The organism is Chryseobacterium suipulveris (assembly GCF_022811685.1).
Lineage (GTDB): Bacteria > Bacteroidota > Bacteroidia > Flavobacteriales > Weeksellaceae > Kaistella > Kaistella suipulveris.
The window spans coordinates 2653891-2677171 of record NZ_CP094532.1 but is presented as its reverse complement, the minus strand read 5'-3'; the positions used below and the strand labels follow the sequence as shown (position 1 = coordinate 2677171).

The 23281-nt window shown below is 36.6% G+C and carries 24 protein-coding genes; 12 read left to right on the top strand and 12 right to left on the bottom strand.

The genetic code is table 11. From position 1 onward, the window contains the following. Window positions 1-26: 26 nt before the first annotated feature. A complete protein-coding gene (locus tag MTP09_RS12600; protein WP_243548702.1) occupies window positions 27-257 on the top strand; it encodes a ferredoxin in 231 nt (76 codons plus the stop codon). 121 nt (window positions 258-378) lie between these two features. Further along, window positions 379-945, top strand: a complete 567-nt coding sequence (locus tag MTP09_RS12595; protein ID WP_243548701.1) for a 5-formyltetrahydrofolate cyclo-ligase — start codon at window positions 379-381, stop codon at window positions 943-945. Here the strand turns inward: MTP09_RS12595 and MTP09_RS12590 are convergent. Both MTP09_RS12590 and MTP09_RS12585 read right to left on the bottom strand, forming a co-directional pair. Next, the gene (locus MTP09_RS12590) at window positions 903-1406 is read right to left on the bottom strand and encodes a hypothetical protein (RefSeq protein WP_243548700.1); all 504 of its coding nucleotides are present in this window, start codon (window positions 1404-1406) and stop codon (window positions 903-905) included. The two genes, MTP09_RS12595 and MTP09_RS12590, sit on opposite strands and share 43 nt — an antisense overlap. 64 nt (window positions 1407-1470) lie before the next feature. Continuing rightward, window positions 1471-2616 carry a hypothetical protein gene (locus MTP09_RS12585; RefSeq protein ID WP_243548699.1) on the bottom strand — a complete coding sequence of 382 codons (1146 nt, stop codon included), beginning with the start codon at window positions 2614-2616 and terminating at the stop codon, window positions 1471-1473. Window positions 2617-2797: 181 nt separating this feature from the next. Here MTP09_RS12585 and MTP09_RS12580 point away from each other — a divergent pair, with 181 nt between their 5' ends. Next, the gene (locus MTP09_RS12580; protein ID WP_243548698.1) at window positions 2798-3136 is read left to right on the top strand and encodes a hypothetical protein; all 339 of its coding nucleotides are present in this window, start codon (window positions 2798-2800) and stop codon (window positions 3134-3136) included. A gap of 51 nt (window positions 3137-3187) precedes the next feature. On the opposite strand, the gene MTP09_RS12575 is transcribed toward MTP09_RS12580, so the two are convergent. The 8 genes from MTP09_RS12575 to MTP09_RS12540 form a co-directional block, all read right to left on the bottom strand. Next, complete coding sequence (locus MTP09_RS12575) at window positions 3188-3955, bottom strand: TrmH family RNA methyltransferase (protein WP_243548697.1); 768 nt, start codon at window positions 3953-3955, stop codon at window positions 3188-3190. Between the two features lie 15 nt (window positions 3956-3970). Further along, a complete protein-coding gene (locus tag MTP09_RS12570; protein WP_243548696.1) occupies window positions 3971-4186 on the bottom strand; it encodes a hypothetical protein in 216 nt (71 codons plus the stop codon). Between the two features lie 48 nt (window positions 4187-4234). After that, entirely contained in the window at window positions 4235-4486 is a 252-nt protein-coding gene (locus MTP09_RS12565; protein WP_243548693.1) for a hypothetical protein, read from the bottom strand. A gap of 1 nt (window position 4487) precedes the next feature. After that, entirely contained in the window at window positions 4488-5996 is a 1509-nt protein-coding gene (gene rmuC / locus MTP09_RS12560; RefSeq protein ID WP_243548692.1) for a DNA recombination protein RmuC, read from the bottom strand. 39 nt (window positions 5997-6035) lie between these two features. Next, window positions 6036-6521, bottom strand: coding sequence for a YciI family protein (locus MTP09_RS12555; RefSeq protein ID WP_243548691.1), 486 nt, complete (start codon window positions 6519-6521; stop codon window positions 6036-6038). 191 nt (window positions 6522-6712) lie between these two features. After that, window positions 6713-7891, bottom strand: a complete 1179-nt coding sequence (pncB, locus tag MTP09_RS12550; protein WP_243548690.1) for a nicotinate phosphoribosyltransferase — start codon at window positions 7889-7891, stop codon at window positions 6713-6715. 87 nt (window positions 7892-7978) lie between these two features. Beyond that, window positions 7979-8455: a Dps family protein gene (locus MTP09_RS12545; protein WP_243548689.1), complete on the bottom strand. Its 477-nt coding sequence runs from the start codon at window positions 8453-8455 to the stop codon at window positions 7979-7981. Between the two features lie 101 nt (window positions 8456-8556). Next, on the bottom strand, window positions 8557-10185 hold the full coding sequence (locus MTP09_RS12540) for a leucine-rich repeat domain-containing protein (RefSeq protein WP_243548687.1): 1629 nt from the start codon (window positions 10183-10185) through the stop codon (window positions 8557-8559). Between the two features lie 109 nt (window positions 10186-10294). Here MTP09_RS12540 and MTP09_RS12535 point away from each other — a divergent pair, with 109 nt between their 5' ends. Then, on the top strand, window positions 10295-11671 hold the full coding sequence (locus MTP09_RS12535) for a hypothetical protein (protein ID WP_243548686.1): 1377 nt from the start codon (window positions 10295-10297) through the stop codon (window positions 11669-11671). A 339-nt stretch (window positions 11672-12010) separates the two neighbouring features. Here MTP09_RS12535 and MTP09_RS12525 read toward each other — a convergent pair whose 3' ends face one another. Next, window positions 12011-13663 carry a LamG-like jellyroll fold domain-containing protein gene (locus MTP09_RS12525; protein WP_243548684.1) on the bottom strand — a complete coding sequence of 551 codons (1653 nt, stop codon included), beginning with the start codon at window positions 13661-13663 and terminating at the stop codon, window positions 12011-12013. A gap of 133 nt (window positions 13664-13796) precedes the next feature. Here MTP09_RS12525 and MTP09_RS12520 point away from each other — a divergent pair, with 133 nt between their 5' ends. The 6 genes from MTP09_RS12520 to rpsJ all read left to right on the top strand — a co-directional run bounded on the left by MTP09_RS12520 (window position 13797) and on the right by rpsJ (window position 20977). Continuing rightward, window positions 13797-16610: a sensor histidine kinase gene (locus tag MTP09_RS12520; RefSeq protein WP_243548683.1), complete on the top strand. Its 2814-nt coding sequence runs from the start codon at window positions 13797-13799 to the stop codon at window positions 16608-16610. A 5-nt stretch (window positions 16611-16615) separates the two neighbouring features. Next, entirely contained in the window at window positions 16616-17362 is a 747-nt protein-coding gene (locus MTP09_RS12515; RefSeq protein WP_243548682.1) for a LytR/AlgR family response regulator transcription factor, read from the top strand. Between the two features lie 147 nt (window positions 17363-17509). Next, the gene (gene rpsL / locus MTP09_RS12510; RefSeq protein ID WP_048499091.1) at window positions 17510-17923 is read left to right on the top strand and encodes a 30S ribosomal protein S12; all 414 of its coding nucleotides are present in this window, start codon (window positions 17510-17512) and stop codon (window positions 17921-17923) included. 25 nt (window positions 17924-17948) lie between these two features. Next, the gene (gene rpsG / locus MTP09_RS12505; protein ID WP_243548681.1) at window positions 17949-18425 is read left to right on the top strand and encodes a 30S ribosomal protein S7; all 477 of its coding nucleotides are present in this window, start codon (window positions 17949-17951) and stop codon (window positions 18423-18425) included. Between the two features lie 6 nt (window positions 18426-18431). Next, window positions 18432-20549 carry an elongation factor G gene (fusA, locus tag MTP09_RS12500; protein ID WP_243548680.1) on the top strand — a complete coding sequence of 706 codons (2118 nt, stop codon included), beginning with the start codon at window positions 18432-18434 and terminating at the stop codon, window positions 20547-20549. Between the two features lie 122 nt (window positions 20550-20671). Next, on the top strand, window positions 20672-20977 hold the full coding sequence (gene rpsJ / locus MTP09_RS12495; protein WP_243548679.1) for a 30S ribosomal protein S10: 306 nt from the start codon (window positions 20672-20674) through the stop codon (window positions 20975-20977). Between the two features lie 192 nt (window positions 20978-21169). Here the strand turns inward: rpsJ and MTP09_RS12490 are convergent, their stop codons facing one another. Continuing rightward, the gene (locus MTP09_RS12490; RefSeq protein WP_243548678.1) at window positions 21170-21730 is read right to left on the bottom strand and encodes a hypothetical protein; all 561 of its coding nucleotides are present in this window, start codon (window positions 21728-21730) and stop codon (window positions 21170-21172) included. A 306-nt stretch (window positions 21731-22036) separates the two neighbouring features. Between MTP09_RS12490 and rplC the strand changes: the two genes are divergently transcribed. Next, window positions 22037-22660 carry a 50S ribosomal protein L3 gene (rplC, locus tag MTP09_RS12485; protein WP_243548677.1) on the top strand — a complete coding sequence of 208 codons (624 nt, stop codon included), beginning with the start codon at window positions 22037-22039 and terminating at the stop codon, window positions 22658-22660. Further along, on the top strand, window positions 22651-23280 hold the full coding sequence (gene rplD, locus MTP09_RS12480) for a 50S ribosomal protein L4 (RefSeq protein WP_243548675.1): 630 nt from the start codon (window positions 22651-22653) through the stop codon (window positions 23278-23280). The genes rplC and rplD overlap by 10 nt, the downstream gene beginning before the upstream one ends. Window position 23281 lies beyond the last annotated feature (1 nt).

The following is a 23281-nucleotide window of genomic DNA, read 5'->3' as shown; positions in this document are numbered from 1 at the left end:
TTGTATCTTGTTTCTTATATAAAGATATGGTTATCATCACACTTCAGCGCGACAAATGTATCGGATGTAATTACTGTGCAGAATTTGCACCGGAGTATTTTCGCATGTCTAAAAAAGACGGCAAGTCGGTTTTGCTGAAATCGGTTGATAAAAAGGGTTTCCACACAATCAAGGTTCCGAATCCTGAAGCTTTCGAACCTTGCGAAAAGGCAGCGAAAGCGTGCCCTGTGAAGATTATTTCGGTGAAGGAAATATAGATTGTGGTTACGGTTTTCAGAACTCCGTAGGAGTTCAATCTGTTTAGATTGGATGATTGGTTTACGTGGTGCGCTCCGTAGGAGCGCAATCTTTTTTGTATTTTTGGCAAAAATTACCATTATGAAGAAGTCAGACCTCAGAAAAAAATATCTCCAAAAACGAGAATCCATGTCGCATGATGAGGTTTTGACTCTCTCCCAAAAAATCTTAGAAAATTTTGTTTTACAATTTAAACCCGTTGAAAATCAAAAGGTTCATTGTTTCTTGTCCATTCCCGAAAAGGGAGAAGTGGACACTTCTCTGTTTCTAAACTATTTTTTCGATCATCAAATTCGGGTGTTTGTACCCAAGATTTTTCGGAAGAAATTAATTTCGATTGAGATAACGCGGGATACGCCATTAATAAAAAGCTCATGGGGAATTGCCGAACCTGAAATTAACGAGGATTCACCCGTAAAGGATTTTGATTTTGTGGTCACACCTCTTTTATACTGTGATAGTCAAGGAAATAGAGTGGGTTACGGAAAAGGATACTACGACGGTTTCTTTTCAGGAATTAATTCCAATTGTATGAAAGTTGGCGTCGGTTTCTTCACTCCCGAAGAAAAAGTTGACGATGTTTGGGAAAACGATATTCCTCTCGATTATTTGGTTATACCGACAGATGTGCTGTCTTTCGGTGGCTGAACATCGAAATCTACGAAATAGAACTTAAATTCTTTTTTGAATTTTACTGGAGAAAGTTTCAGCATATACTGTGCATTTTTCTGAAATACACCGATTGACCGGTCGTTTTTATCAAAATATTCCACGCTGAACTTGGCAAAATCAAGCGTGTCCTTTCCGCGGATTTCTTTTGATACATCGATATTACCGACTTTTGCGGATTTTACCCTAAAACTATCAAGTTGTTTTAAAATAGGTTTTAGTTTATTCGAGTCCGCTTCCGCAAAGTAACTTTTCATTTGTGCATAAATCACGGAATCGATTTCTGTGTCGCGGTTTCCCGATGTATAAAGCGTCGATAGATCCAACAGTTCTTGGATTTTCTGTTTGGTTATGAATGAAATCGCTTGCGCGCTGTCCATTTTGGTGACAGGATAGCTTTTCTTGTTATTGTTGTTTCTAACCTTTTGAAGATCTGACATTTCCGTGCTTTCCTTCTTGCAGCCAGTCATTAAAAAGAAAAGGGAGATCAGTAGAAAAAATATGCTATTTCTTTTCATCGGAGGTGATTTTAAATTTAATCATATTAATTTTTCCGAACTTATCATTCTTAATTTCAATAACTTCCAGATTTTCAAGGGAAGTTGTCGGCAAAGTTACCAAACTGATATACCGTTGTTTGTCCATTGTTTCCACGCCGTAAGTATCATTGTCAAAAACCTGAAAAATCGTAGCTACGTCGCTAATTAGGTTATTGAGTTCCAGTCGTTTGCGTTTCAGATCTTTGATGTTTCGGGTATAGAAATAGAGCATCTGAGCATAATCGTTGGGTTTTAGCTCGATGTTTTCAGCTTCCGGAGCAGTTTCAAGATTTCTGTAAATGGTATCTGTCTTATAATAAGGCGACGAAACCACCATCGTGAGTTTTTTGGTCTTGGTTGTGTAAACAAAGGGTTCGTTCGGCTTCGCAACGTATAGAATAGGGGATTCGTTTTCCCGTAAGATTTGAACCTGGAGTTCCGCGTTGATTTTTGAGTTTCGGTCAGCATCGATAAAGCTGTAATAAAATTTCTTGCTGAACAGCTCATCTTTGAAACCCAGTAAACCTACAAAAACCGCCAAAACTGCCGAAATACCCAACCAAAGATATTTTTTTACAATTGATAAAGTTGATTTTTGCTCAGAAGTATCGTAGGTTGAAAATTCCGACTTTTTTACTTTAACGGATTGAATATCAGTGTTGATTTTTTGTAAATCAGATTTTGTTTCTGTTAAAATAGGTGAGTTTTCAGTGGTTTTCTCTTCTTTTTGTTCAGAAGTTGGATTTTTATTAAAAAATTCAGTTTCAATAGCTGTTTCTTCTACGGATTCTTCTTCATCTTTCAAAATTTCATTAGCGAAAAGATGATTTTTCTTAAAGTCGTACCAAGAGACGTATCCCGCATAAACACTGAGGATATTGAGCATGTCAATCCTTGGAAGCTTAGTGACTGGTGAAGTTTTAAAGTAGGTGTAAAATGACTTTTCAGAGATATTTCCTTTCGCTATTTTCCGCAGATCTTCCTGGAAATAGATAATGTCGATTCCCTTCCACTTCGAAATTTCGTCGTTAGAAGGGGTGTGGTTTTCTAAATATTTGGCCTGAACCTCATTTTTTAGCTGTTCGAAATGTAAAATATCTAAATCGCTCAATTGCTAAATGTTATTTAAATGATTGATTATCAGTTATGTTATTTTGTAAATCAATTTTACAAAGATATTACAATTAGTTTTCCGAAACAAATTTTTTTCTCGCTATACCTTTGTCACGTTCAAATGAGTGAACAGAACAATCGAAACTTTAAACAAACAAAACAATTAAATTTAATTCATTATGAAAAAGTCATTCTTCGTAGCTGCTATCGCTGCTGTAGCTCTTGTAGCTTGTAAAAAAACTGAAACTGTTGAAACTGCAAACGCTGCTGATTCTGCTGCTGTTGCTGCTACTGATTCTGCTGCTGTTGTAGCTGATTCTGCTGCTGCTGTTGTTGATTCTGCTGCTGCTGTAACAGTTGACGCTGCTAAAGATGCTGCTGCTGCTACTACTGCTGCTGGTGCTGAAGTTGCTAAAGATGCTGCTAAAGGTGCTGCTGATGCTGCTAAAGGTGCTGCTGACGCTGCTAAAGATGCTGCTAAAGATGCTAAAGAAGCTGTAAAAGAAGCTACTAAGTAATTAGTAATAACTTTTAAGAAAACAACCGTTTCTCTCAGAGAAGCGGTTTTTTTATTTCCTTTTTTGCCGTAGAATCTCATAACAGGTAATGGCAACTGCATTGCTCAGATTCAGCGAATCAATTGTGCCAACCATCGGAATGAGGATGTTTGGAGTTTTTGTCATCCAGTAATCGCTGATTCCCGAATGTTCGGTTCCAAAGATAATTGCGGTTTTTTTGGTGAAATCCTTTTGATCCAGATCTTCTGCGCTTTCATCCATAAAGGTTGAGTAGATCGTATATTTATTTTTTTCCAAAAATTGCGATGTGGTTTCGTTTGTCGCGGTAAATACATTCATCCCGAAAAGACAACCCACACTCGAGCGGATGACATTCGGATTATACAGATCCGTTTTTGGATCAGTGATGATCAAGCCGTCGATTCCGAAAGCTTCACAACTTCTGAGGATCGCTCCCAAGTTTCCCGGTTTTTCAATTCCTTCAACGATGATGATTGCCGAGTTCTCTTTTGGACTAAAAGTGGCTAAATCGTTTTTTGGAGTTTGGTATATTCCGATGATTCCTTCGGAACTTCCGCGGTAAGCAATCTTTTCGTACACTTTTTCGGAAACTAAGCTGCGTTTCCCTTTTGGAAAATCTTCATTAAAGATGCTTTCGCAGATAAAAAATTCCTGTACTTCAAAGCCGAACTTCAGCGCTCTTTCGTTTTCCTGTTTTCCTTCAACCACAAAAACTCCTGACTTCTTTCGGAAACGGTTGTCGGAAATCAATCGCGTAAGGTTTTTTATTTTTTCGTTTTGAAAGCTTTCGATCATCATGCTGCAAAAGTAGAATTATTTTACCTTTCGCAGTGTGACTTCAGAGTAAGTTTCGAAATCTTTTCCAGGTTCGGAAATGGAAAAAGTTTCGGTAAATGTTTTAGAATTCAGGATTTTATAAGATTCCTTGGCACGAAATCCATTGGGAATATTTTCAATACTTTCGGTTTCAAAATCGATGTCCTTTTCTGAAATGTTTTTGGCAACATATTCATTCACAAAGCTTTCCACATGAAATTGCCGCAGTTTGAATTTCTTCAAGACCTTATCATAACTGATTTAGCCAATGTCTTCATGAACCTCCTCTTTCCTTCCGTTTTGTGGTGGATAAACCGATTTGTTTTTAACCTCGATAAAATTTTTATTCAAAATAAATTGATAGGTTCTTTCGTATTTGCCGGCTTTCCCATTCATTTTTCCTTCGCCTTTCCATGTTCCTATAAAATAAGTGAAAGGTTTCCAAATGTCTTTTTTGTTTTGGCTAAAAAAGAATAGAGGCAAAAAAATCAGAATAAGAACTATTTTCTTCATGTTATTCTTCATTAAAATCCAGCAAATTCTGCGAGTTATCCACTAAACTTTGTGGTAAATCTTTTTTGTTTTTGATTCCTAAAGATTTCAGTTTTTGGGTTTGAATGACCAAATTGTCGTTTCCTGTGGAAAGCTGTTTGTAGGCGTCGTTGAAAGCATTTTTTGCCTGGTCAATATTTTTACCGACTTTTTCCAGATTTTCTACAAAACCCACAAATTTATCGTAGAGTTTTGCGCCGCGCTCTGCGATCTCCATGGAATTTCGGTTTTGATATTCGCGTTTCCACAAATCGGCAATTAACTTTAATGAAGTAATTAAATTGCTCGGATTTAAAAGCAAAATTCTTCTTTCGTAAGCGAAATTCCACAGATTTTGGTCGGCCTGCATTGCTGCAATATAAGCCGGTTCGCTCGGGATAAACATCATCACGAAATCCAGCGATTTTCCGTAATCGTCGTAAGCTTTTTTGGAAAGTTCCGTGATGTGGTTTTTTATGGAATTCAGATGTTGGTTGAGTTTGATTTGATACATTTCCGCATCGGTTTCATCCACCAATTCCGAAAAATGGGTGAGCGAAACCTTTGAATCGATGATCACATTTCTTTCGTCGGGATATTTTACCACAGCATCTGGACGCATTTTTTTGCCAGAAAACTCGGAGAAAAGTGCCTTGTTGTCTTCATCGCGAAGTTCATGTTCCAGAAAATATTCGCGACCTTTTACCAAACCTGATTTTTCCAGAATGCTTTCCAGAATCATTTCGCCCCAATTTCCCTGGGTTTTTGCCTCGCCTTTCAAAGCACGGGTCAGTTTTTTGGCGTCTTCGGAAATCTGTTGGTTGAGTTGTGCGAGTTCTTTTACTTTTTCGCCGAGTGAAAAGCGTTGTTTTGCTTCATTTTCATACACTTCATTTACCCGCTTTTTAAAAAGTTCGATATTTTCTCCCAAAGGTTTTAGGATAGAATCGAGATTTTCTTTATTGGTTTCAGTAAACTTTTTCGTTTTTTCTTCGAGAATTTCGTTTGCGAGAATTTTGAATTCATTCTTCGCAGCTTCCTGTAGTTTGACGATTTCTTCTTTTTGGTCCTGCAGAAGTTTTTCCAAACCCTCATTTTTTGCGGCGAGCTCCGATTTTAAGGCGAAGAGATTTTGCTTTTCATTGGTCAGTTCACGAATTTCAGAAGATTGTTTTTCATTAATTTCTACCTGATTTTTAAGTGTAGAAGTTTGTGATTCATTTACTGCATTGATTTTAGCGATTTCATTTCGCAGATTTTGAAGCAGTTCTGTTTGCTGTCGGTTGATTTCTTTTTCGGAATTAATGTGGTCGTTCAGCTTTGAGATTTCCCTTCCCGAATTTTCCAGATCTGATGAATTTCTAATGAAAAGATTGTTGAGTTCCTCATGAGTATTTCTCGAAACCATCGATGATTTCAATACAAAATACAAGATCGCAGCACCCAAGATTCCGCCTGCAACAAATCCGATAATTAAATAAGTCAACTCCATTTTTCAAAAATACGAAAGGTATTTGTACTTTGGATGAGTTTACGGATTCTCTTTCGCAATTTTTTCGTGGTACTTCAAAAACATCGGTAAAGCTGCAGAACCGTACCAAGGATAAACTTCGTAATCGAAAACTCCAGCAATAACTGCAGGATCGGTTTTCACCAGGTTTTCTGCATCCTCTTTTGTTTTTACGTTAAAGATGAAAATCCCGCGGTACTCCCTTTCGTTCTTGGTGGAGAACGGTCCCGCTAAAGTAAGTTTGCCTTCTTTTGCCAAGCGGCGGATGTTTTCCATATGTCCGCGGAAATGTTCGTTGAGTTTTTCTTTGTCGGTGATGTTGGCTTTCCCGGTTTTTAGGATGACGATTACGTAAGGTTTCATTCCGTACTGATCAGCGCCGAGAGAGTCTGCAAGTTTTTGATCGAAGGAGATTTTTGATTTTTCGGAACTGTCTTTTGCGTCTTTTTGGGTAGAACAGGAGACGATAAGAAATAGCGGAATGATGTAGTAGAAAGGGTTTTTCATTTTTTTTAGTTTTTATGTGATTTTGTAAACCACCCCGACCTTCGGACACCCCTCCAAAGGAGGGGAATATTGCGGACTTCTTACTGCCAAAATCAATTATTAGCAGGTGTGGATTTTAATTATTAATTATTTTTTCTTTTGTCTTTCATCTTCCGTCTTCGGACCTCTGACTTCCGACTCCCAACTTCCCTCTATTCCTTGATTCTTAAAAACTCTTTCGCCAATTCGATCATTTTTGGGTCGCCTGTATATTTCCCGTGTTCGTCGGAAAGTTTCACCGTTGGAATCCAATCACCGTTAATCGATTGTGCTGCGATGAGTTTCATCACGATGTTCATTGGTTTTAGTCCGACATCGTTGGTTAAGTTGGTTCCGATTCCGAAAGAGATTCCGATTTTTCCGCGACAGTACTGGGTGATTTCTTCGACCTTTTCCAGATTTAAGCCGTCGGAAAAGATAATGTATTTGAATAACGGATTGATGCCGTTGTTTTTGTAATGTGCAATCGTTTTATCGGCAAACTCCAAAGGATCGCCGCTGTCGTGACGAACCCCGTCGAAAAGTTTTGCGAATTTCTTGTCGAACTGTTGGAAGAAAACATCGGTTGTATAAGTGTCGGAAAGCGCAACTCCCAAATCGCCGCGATACACATCCACCCAGTGTTCGAGGGAAAGGGCGTTTGCCATTTTGAATCCAAATTCCGCGGCGTGGAACATGAACCATTCGTGAGCATGGGTTCCGATGGGTTTTACGCCATACTTCATTGCGAAGTGCACATTGGAACTTCCGATGAAGGTTGAGTTTTTGTCCTGAACCAATGCTTTTACCACCAAATCGTGGACGTTGTAGGAATGCCTTCTTCTGGTTCCGAATTCCGCGAAAGTAACGCCGAGTTTCGTGAGTTGGCTGGCTTTTTCAAGGGTTTTCTCCATCACGGTTTCGTTGGAATCTCTTTCCATTTGGTTCATTACGTAATGCAACTCCGAGATGCGCGCTAAAATTGGAACTTCCCAAAGAATCGTGCGGTACCATTCTCCTTCAACGGTAACTTCGATATCGTTTTCGATTTGCTTAATTTTCACTTCCGAAGGATCGTACTGATAACCGGCAAGAAAATCGAGATAAGGCAAATCGAGATACGGACAGGTTTCGCGCAGGAATTTCTTCTCGGATTTGGTCAGCTTCAGATCCGCCATTGCGTCGATGCATTTTCTGAGTTCTTCATCAAAACCTTTCGGGAAGTTGTGTTTGCCACGGTTGATGAACTGGTATTTCACCCTTTCGTTGGGGAAAAGTTTTACCACCGCGTTCTGCATCGTAATTTTGTAGAAGTCGTTATCGAGGATGGAGTGGAGTTTTACTTGAGCCATTTCGGTATTTTCAACAAATTTAATTAAAGTTAATAAAAAAAATCGTCCGGTTTCCCAGACGATTTATCCTGCATTGCTTATCATAAATTATTTGCCAAGGTAGGAGTTGTACATCCACACTTCTTTTTCCTGCTCGGTGATATAGTCGCTCATTTGAGAGTTGGTACCTTCGTCGCCGGCTTTTTCGGTAATGTCAAGAAGTTCACGCTGCAAATCGATAATGATTTTAAAGGAACCCAAAATATTCTCCACACATTTTGTGGCATCGCTCACTTCCTTACTTTCACCAATGTTTGAAAGTTTCAGATAGTCGGAATAGTTGTGGTTAGGCGTTGCACCGAGTGTCAGAATTCTTTCCGCGATCTCGTCAATTTTCAAGACCAGGTTGTCGTAAAGCTCCTCAAATTTTGGATGAAGGGTAAAAAACTGGTCGCCCTTAATGTTCCAGTGAGCTCCTCTCGTGTTCTGGTAAAAAACGGAATAGTTTGCCAAAAGGATGTTTAATTTTTCGGAAATCTGCTTACAGTCACTTTCCTTTAAGCCAATGATAATGGAATTTTTCATAACTTTTTATTTTCTACAAAGTTACGGAAATAAATGGAGGACTGAAAGTTTAACCGATTGACAAAAACTATTCAGATTGTTATTCCAATAAAGATTATCAATTAATGTTTGATGAACTTGAACGATTTTACACCGTCGGAAGTTTTAATTGAAATCACATAAGTTGAAGACGGAAGGTGACTTACGCTGATTCTTCTTTCGTTTCCGGAATAGACCATCTTGCCGCTCAAATCGTGGATGAAAACTTTCTCGATATCGATTTTCATTGACTTGATATTGATGAAATCAGTCGCCGGATTTGGATAAACAACCAGTTCGCGGTTGATTTCTGCGGTCGCAAGTTCTTTAGTAAGTGTGATTGGTTCGCGATAGAATGCGACTTCCATTAGTTCTTTCGGAAGTTGTTCAAAATAATAAACTTCACAAGTGTATTGCGTAAAATCTTCTTCTCTCGTACTGTTTAAATAATAGTTTTCAGAGGTGACATTTGTTTTTTGGTCAAGATTTTTGAACCATGTGAACTGGAATTCAGGACCGGAAAGTGATTGCTGGAGATTAGCCGGTGCACCCGGATTAACTGCAATCGTTAAGGGGTCATCGTATCTTTGAGGCGAATAGGTAAAATCTGCGAGCTGTTTTTCCTTAAGGATAAAGTTCTTGATCTGTTGTTTTGTGAAACGGTTATTATCTAAAAATGTCAACGCGGGAATATTGTCAGGTATTTCACCAGAGATTTGGTTATTGGTTAGAGATAGCATTTGAAGATTTCTCAATTGAAGCAAAGTTTCGGGGAAAGTGGTGATCAGGTTTTTGTCTAAGAAGATCTGCTCCAAGTCTTTCAGAATCCGTAGTTGTTGGAACCCGGAACTGATCTTGTTATCAGCAAAATTAAGATGGATCAATTTGGTAAGCTGGGAAAGTTCTGCAGGGAAATCAGAAATTTGGTTGCCCTGAAATGAAAGCCATTGGAGGTTAAGTAAACTCGCTAATGGTCCTGCAAAATTCGTTGTAAATAAATTATTGCCCACATTTAGGGAAGTTAGTCTGGTAAGGGGAGCAATTTCACTGGGGATCTTTGTGAGACCATTCCCAGAAAGGTCAAGCTCCTGAAGGGAAATCAAGGCAGAAAGGTTGCCGAAATTCTGCGAAAGCGAATTGTTGCTCAGGTTGAGAGCGGTGAGCTTCGGGATTTGAGATAAATTTTGGGGAACTGCGGTTAAACCGATATGCGCGAGATCAAGCGTCTCAATCTTGGGAAAATTTTGTAAAAAAGTCTCAATGTCTCCGATGGCAAAATTATTATTGCCAATAGAAAGCTCAGTCAAATTGGTCAGCGGAAGCAACGCCGCAGTTGGATCGCCTGTAAATCTGTTATTGCTAATGTCGAGCCGTACAAGTCCTGTTGATGCACCTAAAGATTGAGGAATGTCGCCGGTAAGTTGGTTCGAGCTTAAGTCAAGTTTCTGAAGATTGTTGAAAAGTGAAACCTGTTGTGGGAAATTACCTTTTAAAGCGTTTCCTCTAAGATTGATCTCGGTTACACTTCCATTTTTTATTTTTATACCATACCAATATTTAGGGTCTTTTTGCATGTCCCATTTCTGGCTCCATTGGTCACCGGAAGTTGAGTTATAGATACTGATCAGTGCGTTTCTTTCTGCAAAGGAAATGCTCCACTGCTGAGAAAAAAAGAACTGTGAGAATAATAGGAAAAGTAAAATTTTTTTCACTCTTGTTTCGATTTTTTTGTAAGTACAAATATATATTAAAAGTTGAAAATCAAGTTAAAAATTTTAAAATTTGCAAATTTGCCGAACAAAAAAATATCCAAAGTTTCTTATGAATAAGTATAGCTATTTGGCCGTGATTGCTGTGGTGTTCTATTTTTTAAACTCATTTTTTCTATCATCAGGAGGTATTGGATACGACAGTCTTTCCTATTTTGGAATTGCTTCCGATTTGCCGGCACTTAAAGCTAATCTTTTCCCTTTGGGTTACCCGGTGGTGATCTGGATTTTCCACTTTGTTTTTCAGGACTATTTTTGGGCAGTGAAAATGTTGAATATCACTATGGTGGTAATTATTCTGCTGTTTTCTCATTTCAAACGCTTTTATTTTCGTGAGACCGTATTGCTTTTTACCGGTAAGGCAATGTTCTTTTCTTTAAACCTAGCCGTTTCAGAAGGTCCTTTTCTCTTTTTTACTTATTTTTTGATGTTCTTGCTTCATCAAAGATTTCATGAAAAAATCTGCTCGCGAAAATTCATTGTTTTTACAACCTTGATATTGGTGGCACTGTTCACAGTGCGTTATTCAGGGATATATATTTACATGGGAATTGGTGCTTTTTGGCTTATGGTAAAGCTGCTCAATAGAAAATTAGACTCTGAAAGGGACCTTTTTTGGGTGTTGGTTTTCGCAGGAATAGGGATTCTATGTTATTTGGGGTTCAATTATTACACTTATAGTAGTTTTACAGGAGAAAATCTTCGTGGGGCGCCTGCTCATTATTTTCCAATATATATATTACGCGATCTATTAGGCGTAACCAATGTTGTTGATCCTTTTATTGGTTTAAAGCCCGCATCAAATAGTTGGGTGAGTATTGGGTTTCAACTATTGATAATGGTTTTGGATTTCTTTCTATTGGGATACTTTGTTAAGTTATACCGACGGAAGAAAGATGCGTTGATTGTTGATTTCTATTGGCTTTTGTGGACTGTTGCGATTTTCTATACTGTTACATTGTTTATATCCGGACTGGTTCAACAGATTGAGGAAATGAATGTTAGAATGCTGGCCGCTGCAAATCTTATTTTCTTTTTTTCTTTTTTGTTGATTTACTTTAAAAACCTGAAAAGTGACCGGCTCATTTTCGGAGTGGGTTGCTTTTTTCTATTTTTTTTGATGGCTTATCATTTGAAAAACCCGGTATACTATTTCAAAAACAGGGATCAAATCAAACCCCAGATGTCTAAATTCAAAGACAGGAAGTACTCTTTTAATGATGAGAAAGATGGTCCCGGCTTGATTACTGTCTACCACATCCCACTTATTAATAAAGAGCTTCGCTATAAGCATACCCAAAATCAATTGGGAGATGTGAAAATTAGTGTTGCAGGAACAATTAACCCTCAAATAAAATGGTTGAAGTACGACACTATCAAGGACAAGTCGCAAGTACTCTACACTTCTGAGCTCAAGCTCAAGCGCTGAAAGCATATTTCTATTAATTTCTTCAAAATTAATTCTTTGTGTTGGTGGGTTGAAAATAAGACGGAATTCAAACCCATCTCAAAAAGATGGATTATTGAACGAACTTTCTCGTGGTTTGATAATGACAGAAGATTGTGCAGAAATTATGAGCTGCTCATGGAAAATTCTGAAAATATGGTCAAATTATCCGCTATAAAACTTTTGTTGAATAAAATTTAAACAGGCTCTAATTAAAAATAGCCACAAGAAAATTTATCATCTTGTGGCTAATTATTTAATTAATATTGGGGTCAATAAAAAGTTTTTTAATAATTAGGTGAATAAGCTTTCTCATCATTTTTATTTTTTGATAAATTTATGTGATTCTATATTACCCTCTTTTGTTGCAATTACAATTGTGTATACTCCTTTTGGTAGATGATTTACCGCTACTTTTTTTTCTTCAGATAATGTTGTTTTATATAGAACAATTTTGCCGGTATTGTCATATATTTTTATCCAAGTATTATTTGAAATTTCACCTTTAATTTGAATATAATCTGAAGTTGGATTCGGAAAGATTGTAAATTTATTATTTCCTTTTTCTATATCTTTTACAGAAAGTGAATTTGAAGTTCTATAATTTTTTATTTGTGATATTTCTTGAGATGATAATGCGCGATTATAGAAAAATAACTCATCAATTTTGCCATTAAATCTTTTTACAGGAGATAAAGTGCCACCAGTAGTACCGCCACCTAAATAAACGGTTTTTAGATTGTTAACTAATGCTACAGCATTGTAACCACTAGTATTCATTCCATAATCTATTCCATCAAAGTACATGCGCATTCCTATGTTGGCAGAAGTTTTATGTACAATTGCAATATGATGCCAACCACCTGTGCCAAAACCTATATTCTTTTCACTCCAAATATTATTCATGCCAAGCCAGCCCCATGCATCATAAATTGCTGTAGGGTTTACTTGATGTCTGAAATACAGTGTTTCATTCATCTCAAAGACTGTAGGATAAGGTATTGTAGCAGTTATGCCATCAGTATAGTACCAAAATGCAATGGTAAATTCTTCGTTTCCTAGATCGTTAGAAATGTTACCGCTTCCTGGTATTCCGTTTTTATTCATTAATGAAAAATATTGTTGAAAAGAAATACCTTTTCCGTTAATCGTATTTACAAAAGGGATATTGTTATTATTGGTTTCTTGAAATTTGTAGTTTCCGTTATGACTGGTTAAATTATTTTCAAAATTAAAATAAGCGAGTAAATTGGTGGTAGGGTAAGAGTTGGTAACCGCTCCTTGGTATTCATCAAAAATCTGTTGTTCTGTTAAGACTGAATCATATATTTTTAAATCATCAATCTGAAAACCTTTGTCAGAAGACAGACCAGAAGCTCCTGTCTTACCTATATATAATTTTTTTTCTGTATTATTAGTGTTAATTGTTTCATTAGATGTTCCTACTAACTGCCCATTGATAAAAAGATTTCCTTTTGCAATTGAATTAGAAGGGTTATAAGTAGCAGCAATGTAGTACCATGTTCCAAATTTAAAATATTGTACTTTGTTGGTTTCAGTTCCCCAATAATAATTCCTAACAGTATTGTTTGGACCGTGGCTAAATCCAAAAGATTCTCCAACAGAATTGGAGCCATATCCTACAAAATACTGAATGTCATACTGTGTTATGTCTGTAATTCTTACCCAAAAAGAAATAGTTCTTGCTGCATTACCAACAGGTAAATTAGGGAGTACAGATGAAACAAAAAAATTGGTAGTGTTAGGAATGCGAACTAATGATCCAGATGCTTCTCCGAAACGATCAGAATAATAATAAGGAGAATCAGGTACTCCATTAGTATACATCGTAAATGAATGAGCAGGGTTGTTGGTTTCTGTTAATGAATTATCAAACTTAAAATGATAAATAGGATTTTGCGCTTTTGTTAAAAAGCCAATCATAATCAATAAAATGTAGAAGTATTTTTTCATAATTTTAATATTAGCTGTACAAATATGACTTTTATAAATTTCAATTTAACACCCGTTTTAAATGAAACCTTGTTTTCGGTGAGTGAAATAGTTTTTTGCATGGAGTAATATTTATTAATTTGTAATTAGAAAAATGAAATTCTTTTTATCATACCTTTTTTTGGTTTTCTGGGCAACTTTTATAAATGCTCAGAATATTTTCTATGATCAATTAAATACAGAGTCTGGATTGCCAAGCTCTACTGTTTTTGATATATTTCAAGATTCAAAACGCTTTATATGGCTGGCTACAGAAGAAGGGCTAATAAAGTATAATGGTGTAGATTTTAAAACTTATTCTCATTCAGACTTGCATTCTAAATCTGGATCTAACATAAAAGAAGATGTTTTAGGTAGAGTTTGGTATCAAACTTTTGATGGGTATCTTTATTATGTGAACAGTAAAGATGAGCTAGAAACTTTTTCGCAGACCAATAATATTGGCTTTGTTAATTTTGTAATTACTAATCAATATTTAATAAAAGCTCATTGGCAAGGTATTGAAATAAGAGATTTGTACTCTCTTAAAAAAATTAAAAATATAAAAATTAAAAAATTCCAAACCAGTTTTTTAGATGTTTTAGATGATGAAATTATCTTAGGAAATGAAACTACACAAACCATATCCCTAAAGAAATGGAAAACTAAGATTATTGAAAACAAAGAAATAAAGCGGAGTATAAAAGTTCTTTCTTACAAACGCGGCAACCAAATTTATTTTTTCACTCAAGACAAATATTTTAAGTGTAAACTTCTTAGTTTTGATAAAGAAAAATTTACGCACTTAGCTACTTTTTCTATTGATAAACAGGTTCAAAATTTTGAAATTATCAATCAGGAGGTTTGGTTATGTACCAAGGAAGGAGTAAGAGTCTTCTCAATGAATGGTAAAGAATTATCGTTCACTAAAAATCTTCCCAAAGAGGATATTTCTAAAGTTTTTAAAGATAAGAACAATGTTTTTTGGTTCTCATCGCTTAAAAATGGAGTATATATTATTAAAAATTTTCAGACTTTAGAATTGCAAATCCCTAGTGAAAAGTTCACTAGTATTACAGATGATGGTGAGAGAATCTATGTGGGAGGGAGCTCTGGTAAAATTTATACCTTAAATGAAAAACTACAGTATCAAAACTATTGGCAAAGTAAAGATGCTTATCCTGTTTATTACCTTAATTTTAATGCTGATGTAGATTATAATTTTTTCTCAGCAAATGGCTTTTATATACAACACAAAAAAAGCAAGCGAATTGTACATTATAATAGTGCGGTAAAACATCTTTTTCCTTTTTCTGAAAATCGTTTTTTAGTATCAGGAACTGGTTTTGTTAATACCATTTCTACTCGTCCAAAATTAACTTGGGAAAATAATTTACTTACAAATATAAGAGGAAAATCTATTGTTTATGATGCTCTACATGATAGGGTTTTAGTTGCAAGTAATAATGGGTTACTAGAACTTAAAGAAAATAAAGTGTCTTCTTTGTTTTCTAATGGTAAAATACTGCATATTAAAAATTTAATTATAGAAAACGATAGGATAATTGCACTGAGCAACCATGGAGAGCTATTTGAAATTAAAGGATTGGCTATCAAAAAAATTAAAACTAATCGTCTTTTTAATCTAATGTTAAAGGACGAAAATCAGGTTTTATTGATAGATAAAAACACTGTTTTTAAACTTCAATCTTATCAGTTTAATAAACTTTTTTCTCTAGGAAAATTTTTAAGAATAAAAGGGATTAACTATTTTAAAGGCAGTTACTACGCTATAACAGAAGATAAAATTATAAAAATTAACAATAGAAAGACCTCATTTACATCATTTCAAACTCCCCAAATAATTATTGAAAACATTGCAGTTAATGGTATGTTAGTTTCTTTAGAAAAAAAACTTAAATATTCAGAAAATGATGTCCAAATAAATTTTAATGTATTAAATTTTGATTTTGATGATGATTATCAAATTGTTTATAAAGTTAATGGCGTATTGAAAAATTTAAACAATAATTCTAAAAATATAAAACTCGTAGCGTTAGCGCCTGGAGAATATTCTATTCAGCTGGGGTTAATGAACAAAAACACGTCAGAAATTAAATTCACTATAAAGCCCATTACATTTGAAATTTTACCGCCTTTATGGAAGCGTGCTTGGTTTATCACTCTAATCATATGTAGTTTTTTACTCATGAGCTTCTTGCTGTATCGCTGGAAAATTATACAATTAAAAAGGAAAAATGCAGAGAAAATAGCGCAAATAACTTTAGAAAAAAATTTAAAAGAATCAAAATTACAACTCATCAAATCCCAGATGAATCCTCATTTCTTTTTCAATGCCATCAATAATATCCAATCCTATATATTTACTAATGACACCCAAGTTGCATCAGCCTATTTGTCTAAATTTTCTAAATTAACAAGAAAAATTTTAGAGCTATCAGACACAGATACGGTTACCTTACAAGATGAAATAGATACTCTGAAACTTTATTTAGAATTACAAAAAATGAGGTTTGAAGATTTTAACTTTAAAATTTACTATGAGCAAGACATTCTTTTGAATGATGTAAGAATCCCAACGATGCTTTTTCAGCCTTATGTAGAAAATGCCATTTTACACGGACTTGCTCATAGTAACGGAGAAAAAAATCTCTCAATAGAATTTCGTGTTGATAGAACTCGTCAATTAATCACCACAATAAAAGATAACGGAATAGGTAGAGTTAAATCAGAAGAATTAAATAAACTCAATACCTCTAAACCTAAATCTTTTGCAACTAAAGCTAATTTAGACCGTATAATGTTACTGAATAAAGATCAATATAATATCACAATAGATTATACAGATCTATATGATGAGAATGAAGAAAGCAACGGAACTCTAGTAACTATAAAAATGAAAATATAAATATAATGAAGGCAATAATAATAGAAGATGAAAAAAGAGCACAAATTTATTTAAAAGGAGTCATCAATCAAGTGGCACCAGAAATAGAAGTGGTAGCTATCTGTGATGATTTGCCATCAGGAGTTTTGGCAATAAGAAAATTTCAACCGGAGATGGTTTTCCTTGATATAGAAATGCCAAAATATAACGGATTAGAAATTGTGAATTTTTTTGGTAAAGATGAAATCCAATTTAACATCATCTTTACAACAGCATATAACCAATATGCTATTCAGGCCTTTAAAACATCAGCCTTGGATTATCTGCTAAAACCAATTGACCCAGAAGAACTAAAAGAAACAATGGAACGGTATAAACAGAAACAGCTCACCACTTTTCATAAATTACAAGTAGCTAAGTTAAGCATAGCTCATACAGAAAGGATAGCCATTCCTGATGGTAATAACTTAATAATGATTGAAGTAAATGAAATCCTTTACCTAAAAGCGGATAGTAACTATACAGACATACACTTAACCAATGGAAAAAAATATACTACAAGTAGAATTTTGAAAAACTTCGAAGAAACCCTATCTTCTTATTCTCAATTTTTCAGATGTCATAAATCATATATAATTAATATATTACATACGCTAAAATTTAGTAGAGTAAATGGAGGAACTATAGTTCTAAAAAATGATGTAGAAATACCCATTTCAATAGAAAAAACAGACACTTTTCTAAAGGCATTCAAAAAAATCCCAAGATTTTGAAAAATCAAGTTGTTTTTTAGTCAAATTAAAAAGAAATATTTTGGGTACATGGTTATGTAAATCAATATTTTTAATTATTTATGAAATGAAACTTTGCCATTTCATAAAATATTCATACTTTTGCACCCTAAAATAAAAAGCAATTAAATGCCTACTATTCAACAATTAGTTAGAAAAGGAAGAGCCACACTTGCCAAGAAGAGCAAATCGGCTGCCCTTGAATCATGTCCGCAAAGACGAGGTGTATGTACGAGAGTATATACTACTACGCCTAAGAAACCTAACTCTGCACTAAGAAAAGTCGCTAGGGTAAGACTTTCTAATGGTAAAGAAGTCAACGCTTATATCCCGGGCGAAGGACACAATCTTCAGGAGCACTCGATAGTATTGGTGAGAGGCGGAAGGGTGAAAGACCTACCGGGAGTACGTTATCACATTGTTCGTGGAGCTTTGGATACCGCAGGAGTTAACGGAAGAACTCAGAGAAGATCTAAGTACGGAGCAAAAAGACCAAAACCAGGTCAAGCCGCTGCAGCACCTGCAAAAGGTAAGAAAAAGTAATCATTAATTATTAAGAAACGAAACAATGAGAAAGACAAAAGCGAAAAAAAGACCGTTGTTACCGGATCCGAAATTTAATGATCAGCTGGTAACAAGATTTGTAAACAATTTGATGCTTGACGGTAAGAAGTCAATCGCATTCAAAATCTTCTATGATGCTTTAGACATCGTGGAAGCTAAAAAAGGTGAAAACGAAAAATCTTCACTTGAAATCTGGAAAGATGCTTTGACCAACGTAATGCCGCACGTGGAAGTACGTTCAAGAAGAATCGGTGGTGCAAACTTCCAGATTCCAATGCCAATCCGTGCCGACAGAAAAATTTCTATGGCAATGAAATGGCTCATCAAATATTCAAAAGCAAGAAATGACAAGTCAATGGCTCAGAAATTAGCTTCTGAAGTTATTGCAGCTGCAAAAGAAGAAGGTGCTGCGTACAAAAAGAAAACAGACACTCACAGAATGGCTGAAGCAAACAAAGCATTTTCACACTTTAAATTCTAATCTGAAATGGCAAGAGATCTTAAATACACAAGAAACATCGGTATCGCCGCTCACATCGACGCAGGTAAAACCACCACTACAGAAAGAATTTTATTTTACACCGGTAAAACCCACAAATTGGGAGAAACCCACGAAGGTGCATCACAGATGGACTGGATGGAGCAGGAAGCAGAAAGAGGTATCACCATTACTTCGGCTGCAACTACTTGTTCTTGGAATTTCCCAACTTCTCAGGGACAACTTTTGCCTGAATCTAAACCTTACCACTTCAACATCATCGATACACCGGGACACGTGGACTTCACTGTAGAAGTAAACCGTTCCCTAAGAGTATTGGATGGATTGGTATTCCTTTTCTCTGCTGTTGACGGAGTAGAGCCACAATCCGAAACCAACTGGAGATTGGCAGACAACTACAAAGTGGCGAGAATGGGATTCGTAAACAAAATGGACAGACAAGGAGCCGACTTCTTAATGGTAGTAAACCAAGTGAAAGAAATGTTGGGTTCAAACGCTGTTCCAATCGTTTTGCCAATCGGTTCAGAAGAAGATTTCAAAGGAGTAGTTGATCTCATCAAGAACAGAGCGATCATTTGGGACGACGCAGGACAGGGAGCAACTTATCAGGTAGTTCCGATTCCTGAGGATATGAAGGATGACGTAATGACCTACAGAGAAAAATTGGTTGAAGCTGTTGCTGACTACGATGAAACTCTGATGGAGAAATTCTTCGAAGATCCAGATTCAATCACTGAAGAAGAAATCAACGAAGCGTTGAGAAAAGCAACCATCGATATGTCGATCATCCCGATGACTTGCGGATCTTCATTCAAAAATAAAGGAGTTCAGTTCATGCTGGATGCAGTTTGTAAATATCTTCCTTCACCGCTTGACAAAGAAGCGATCGACGGAACAGATCCAAAAACTGACGAGCCGGTTACAAGAAAACCTTCTGTTACTGAGCCATTCGCAGCATTAGCTTTCAAAATTGCAACTGACCCATTCGTAGGACGTCTTGCATTCTTTAGAGCTTATTCAGGAAGACTTGATGCAGGTTCTTACGTTCTTAACACAAGATCAGGCAACAAGGAAAGAATCTCAAGAATCTACCAGATGCACGCAAATAAGCAAAATCCTGTGGAGTATATCGAGGCAGGAGATATCGGTGCAGCTGTAGGATTTAAAGATATTAAAACAGGTGATACCTTGTCTGACGAGAAAAACCCAATCGTTTTGGAATCGATGATCTTCCCGGATCCGGTAATCGGTATCGCGGTGGAGCCAAAAACGAAAGCAGACCAAGATAAAATGGGTAACGCTCTTGCTAAGCTTGCTGAAGAAGATCCGACCTTCCAGGTGAAGACCGACGAAGCTTCAGGACAAACGATTATCTCCGGTATGGGTGAGCTTCACCTCGACATTATTGTTGACCGTATGAGAAGAGAGTTCAAAGTTGAGGTAAACCAAGGTCAACCGCAGGTAGAGTACAAAGAAAACCTTACTGCTACAACCAATCACAGAGAAGTTTACAAGAAACAATCCGGTGGACGTGGTAAATTTGCGGATATCGTTTTCGAATTGGGTCCAACTGATGACGGAAAACCTGGTTTGGTATTCGTGAATGAAATCAAGGGTGGTAACATTCCAAAAGAATTTATCCCTTCTGTTGAAAAAGGATTCAAGGAGGCAATGAAGAATGGTCCATTGGCAGGATTCGAAATTGAAGGAATTAAAGTAACCCTTAAAGACGGATCTTTCCACGCGGTAGACTCTGACCAACTTTCTTTCGAACTTGCAGCGAAACTTGGTTTCAAAGAAGCAGGTAAAAAAGCGAAGCCGGTAATCATGGAGCCGATCATGAAGCTGGAAGTAGTAACTCCGGAAGAATACATGGGAGATATCGTGGGCGACCTTAACAGAAGAAGAGGAACCGTAAACGGTATGGACGACAGAAATAACGCTAAAGTAATCAAAGCTTTCGTACCACTTTCTGAAATGTTCGGATACGTAACTTCATTGAGAACGCTTTCCTCAGGTAGAGCAACATCTTCAATGGAATTCGAAAAATACGAAGCAGCTCCAACCAATGTAGCTGAAGAAGTAGTCGCTAAAGCTAAAGGATAAGAAGCGGGAAGACTGAAGATGGAAGTCGGTAGTTATAACCGTGTAATTAATATTAGTACAATTTATGAACGCAACACAAAAAGCCGAAAGCCGATTGCTGATTGCTAAAAGCAAAAAATAAAATGTCACAAAGAATCAGAATAAAATTAAAATCTTACGATTGCAATTTGGTGGACAAATCTGCTGAGAAAATCGTAAAAACGGTAAAAGCGACCGGAGCTGTGGTAAACGGACCGATTCCTTTGCCAACGAACAAGAGAATCTTCACTGTGTTGAGATCTCCGCACGTAAACAAAAAAGCAAGAGAACAGTTCCAGCTTTCTGCACACAAAAGATTGATGGACATCTATTCCTCTTCCTCTAAAACTGTTGATGCTCTTATGAAATTGGAGCTTCCTTCAGGAGTTGACGTGGAAATCAAAGTGTGATGATGGAGCAGAAAATTCTGAAGTCCGAAGATGGAAGACTAACTGCGAAATAATTATAATGAATCCGCTCTCGAAAGAGGGCGGATTTTTGTATTCAAAATAGTCAACTGCACATTTCCTCCGAATCGGTGTTTTAGCGAAAGTATGTTGACGATCAGTAAGGGTTTCGTATTCCGGATTTCGTCTTAAAATCTAAAATCCTTTTCCATAAAATGAAGTGATGTCAAAGTAATAACTTTTAGTGGAACCATCCGGCTTGGTCACGATGATGATGTCATAAAATCTGCCTTTGTTCACACTGAGCGACTGGCTTTTTAATATGCAGCCGGTGCAATTTGCTCTCACATATTGATACTCCTGCGGCACGCTGCCTATTTTGATGGCATTTTCATAGGAGGATCCGTCTTTTTCAGTGATGGTTTCCTTTTTTGCATTTCCGGTTTTCGTGTCTATGAATTCATATTCACTGTTTTCCATTCCGATTGCTATTTTTTCGCTCTTAAATTTCACACGCTTTGGATCCAGAACGGTATAGCTGTAAACATCTGTTTTCCCGTCATAATCGTGGAATTCATAATATTTCCCGTTTTCGGTCCACCAATCACCTACTGCTTGGCTGGAATCTGTCATTTCACCTTGCGTGAATTTGAAATTGATGGTGTAGGTTCCGTCATCCATTCTGGTCATTTCCCAGGACTTGGAGAGGCCGTCTATTTGCTGGTCTTTTTCGGAGCCGGTCCAGACTCCGGCCAATCTGGTGTCTAATTGTTTTCCGTTTGCAAGGGTTTTGATCTGTGGCGAACATCCTATTAAAAACAGGCCGAAAATTGACAGTAGAAATAATTTCTTCCTTCTTTAAATATTTATTTAAAAGTAGGCAAAAATTAGGGAAAGCTTCACAATTAAATTTTAAAAATATTTTTATCTCTCTCATTGTCAATTCAAAAATTCTTCATACATTTGCACTCTCAATTTAGGGAAGAAGTGTGCCTAATTCGAACGTAGAAATCACTGCAATCTCTGATTGATAATGAAGAACTTAATAGATATATTTAAATAATGTCAGGTATTATTGGTAAAAAAGTCGGGATGACCTCCCTGTTTAACGAAGAAGGAAAAAACATTCCTTGTACCGTTATTCAAGCGGGTCCATGCTCGGTTTTACAGGTCAGAACCATTGAAAACGATGGATATGTCGGGTTTCAGTTGGGTTTCGATGACAAGAGTGAAAAGAACGTTGGTAAAGCGTTGGCCGGCCATTTCAAAAAGGCGGGCTCTACTCCTAAAGCTAAATTGGTTGAATTCCACCACGGATTCGATCACTTGAAAGTAGGAGACGAAGTGAAAGTTAACCTTTTCAATGAAGGGGAGTATGTTGACGTAACAGGAACTTCGAAAGGTAAAGGTTTCCAAGGTGTTGTAAAAAGACACAACTTTGGAGGTGTAATGCAGCAAACTCACGGACAGCACAACAGATTGAGAGCTCCAGGTTCCATCGGTGCGGGATCCGACCCTTCGAGAGTATTCAAAGGGATGAGAATGGCAGGAAGAATGGGTGGTAAGCAAGTTACCGTTCAGAATCTTCAGGTGTTAAAAGTAGATGAAGAACAAAATCTTTTAGTAGTAAAGGGTGCTGTTCCGGGAGCAAAAAATTCTTATGTAATCATTAGAAGATGGAACTAGTAGTATTAAACACATCAGGAAAAGAAACCGGAAGAAAAGTTACTTTGGACGACGCGATCTTCGGGATCGAGCCAAACCAGCACGCGGTTTACTTAGAAGTAAAGCAATACCTTGCCGCACAAAGACAGGGTACTCATAAATCAAAAGAAAGAAGCGAGATTACTGCTTCTACCAGAAAGCTTAAAAAGCAAAAAGGATCAGGTTCTGCGAGATACGGTGATATCAAGTCGCCAACTTTCAAAGGAGGAGGTAGAGTTTTTGGTCCTAAGCCAAGAGACTACAGATTCAAACTGAACAAAGCTTTGAAGAGATTGGCTAAAAAATCTGTGCTTTCTCAAAAATTGAAAGATAATTCGATCAAAGTTTTGGAGCAGTTCACTTTCGAAGCTCCTAAAACTAAAGAATTTATCAACTTGAACAACGCACTTGGTTTCGAAGGCAAAAAGTCTCTGTACATCTTGCCAGAAGCAAACAAGAACGTATATCTTTCCTCAAGAAACTTGCCTAAAGTGAAAGTTCTGACCTACAACGAGATCAGTTCTTACGACTTGGTACATGCGGGAGAAATCGTGTTCTTAGAAGGTGCTATCGAAAAATTCCAGGAAAATTTAAGAAAATAAG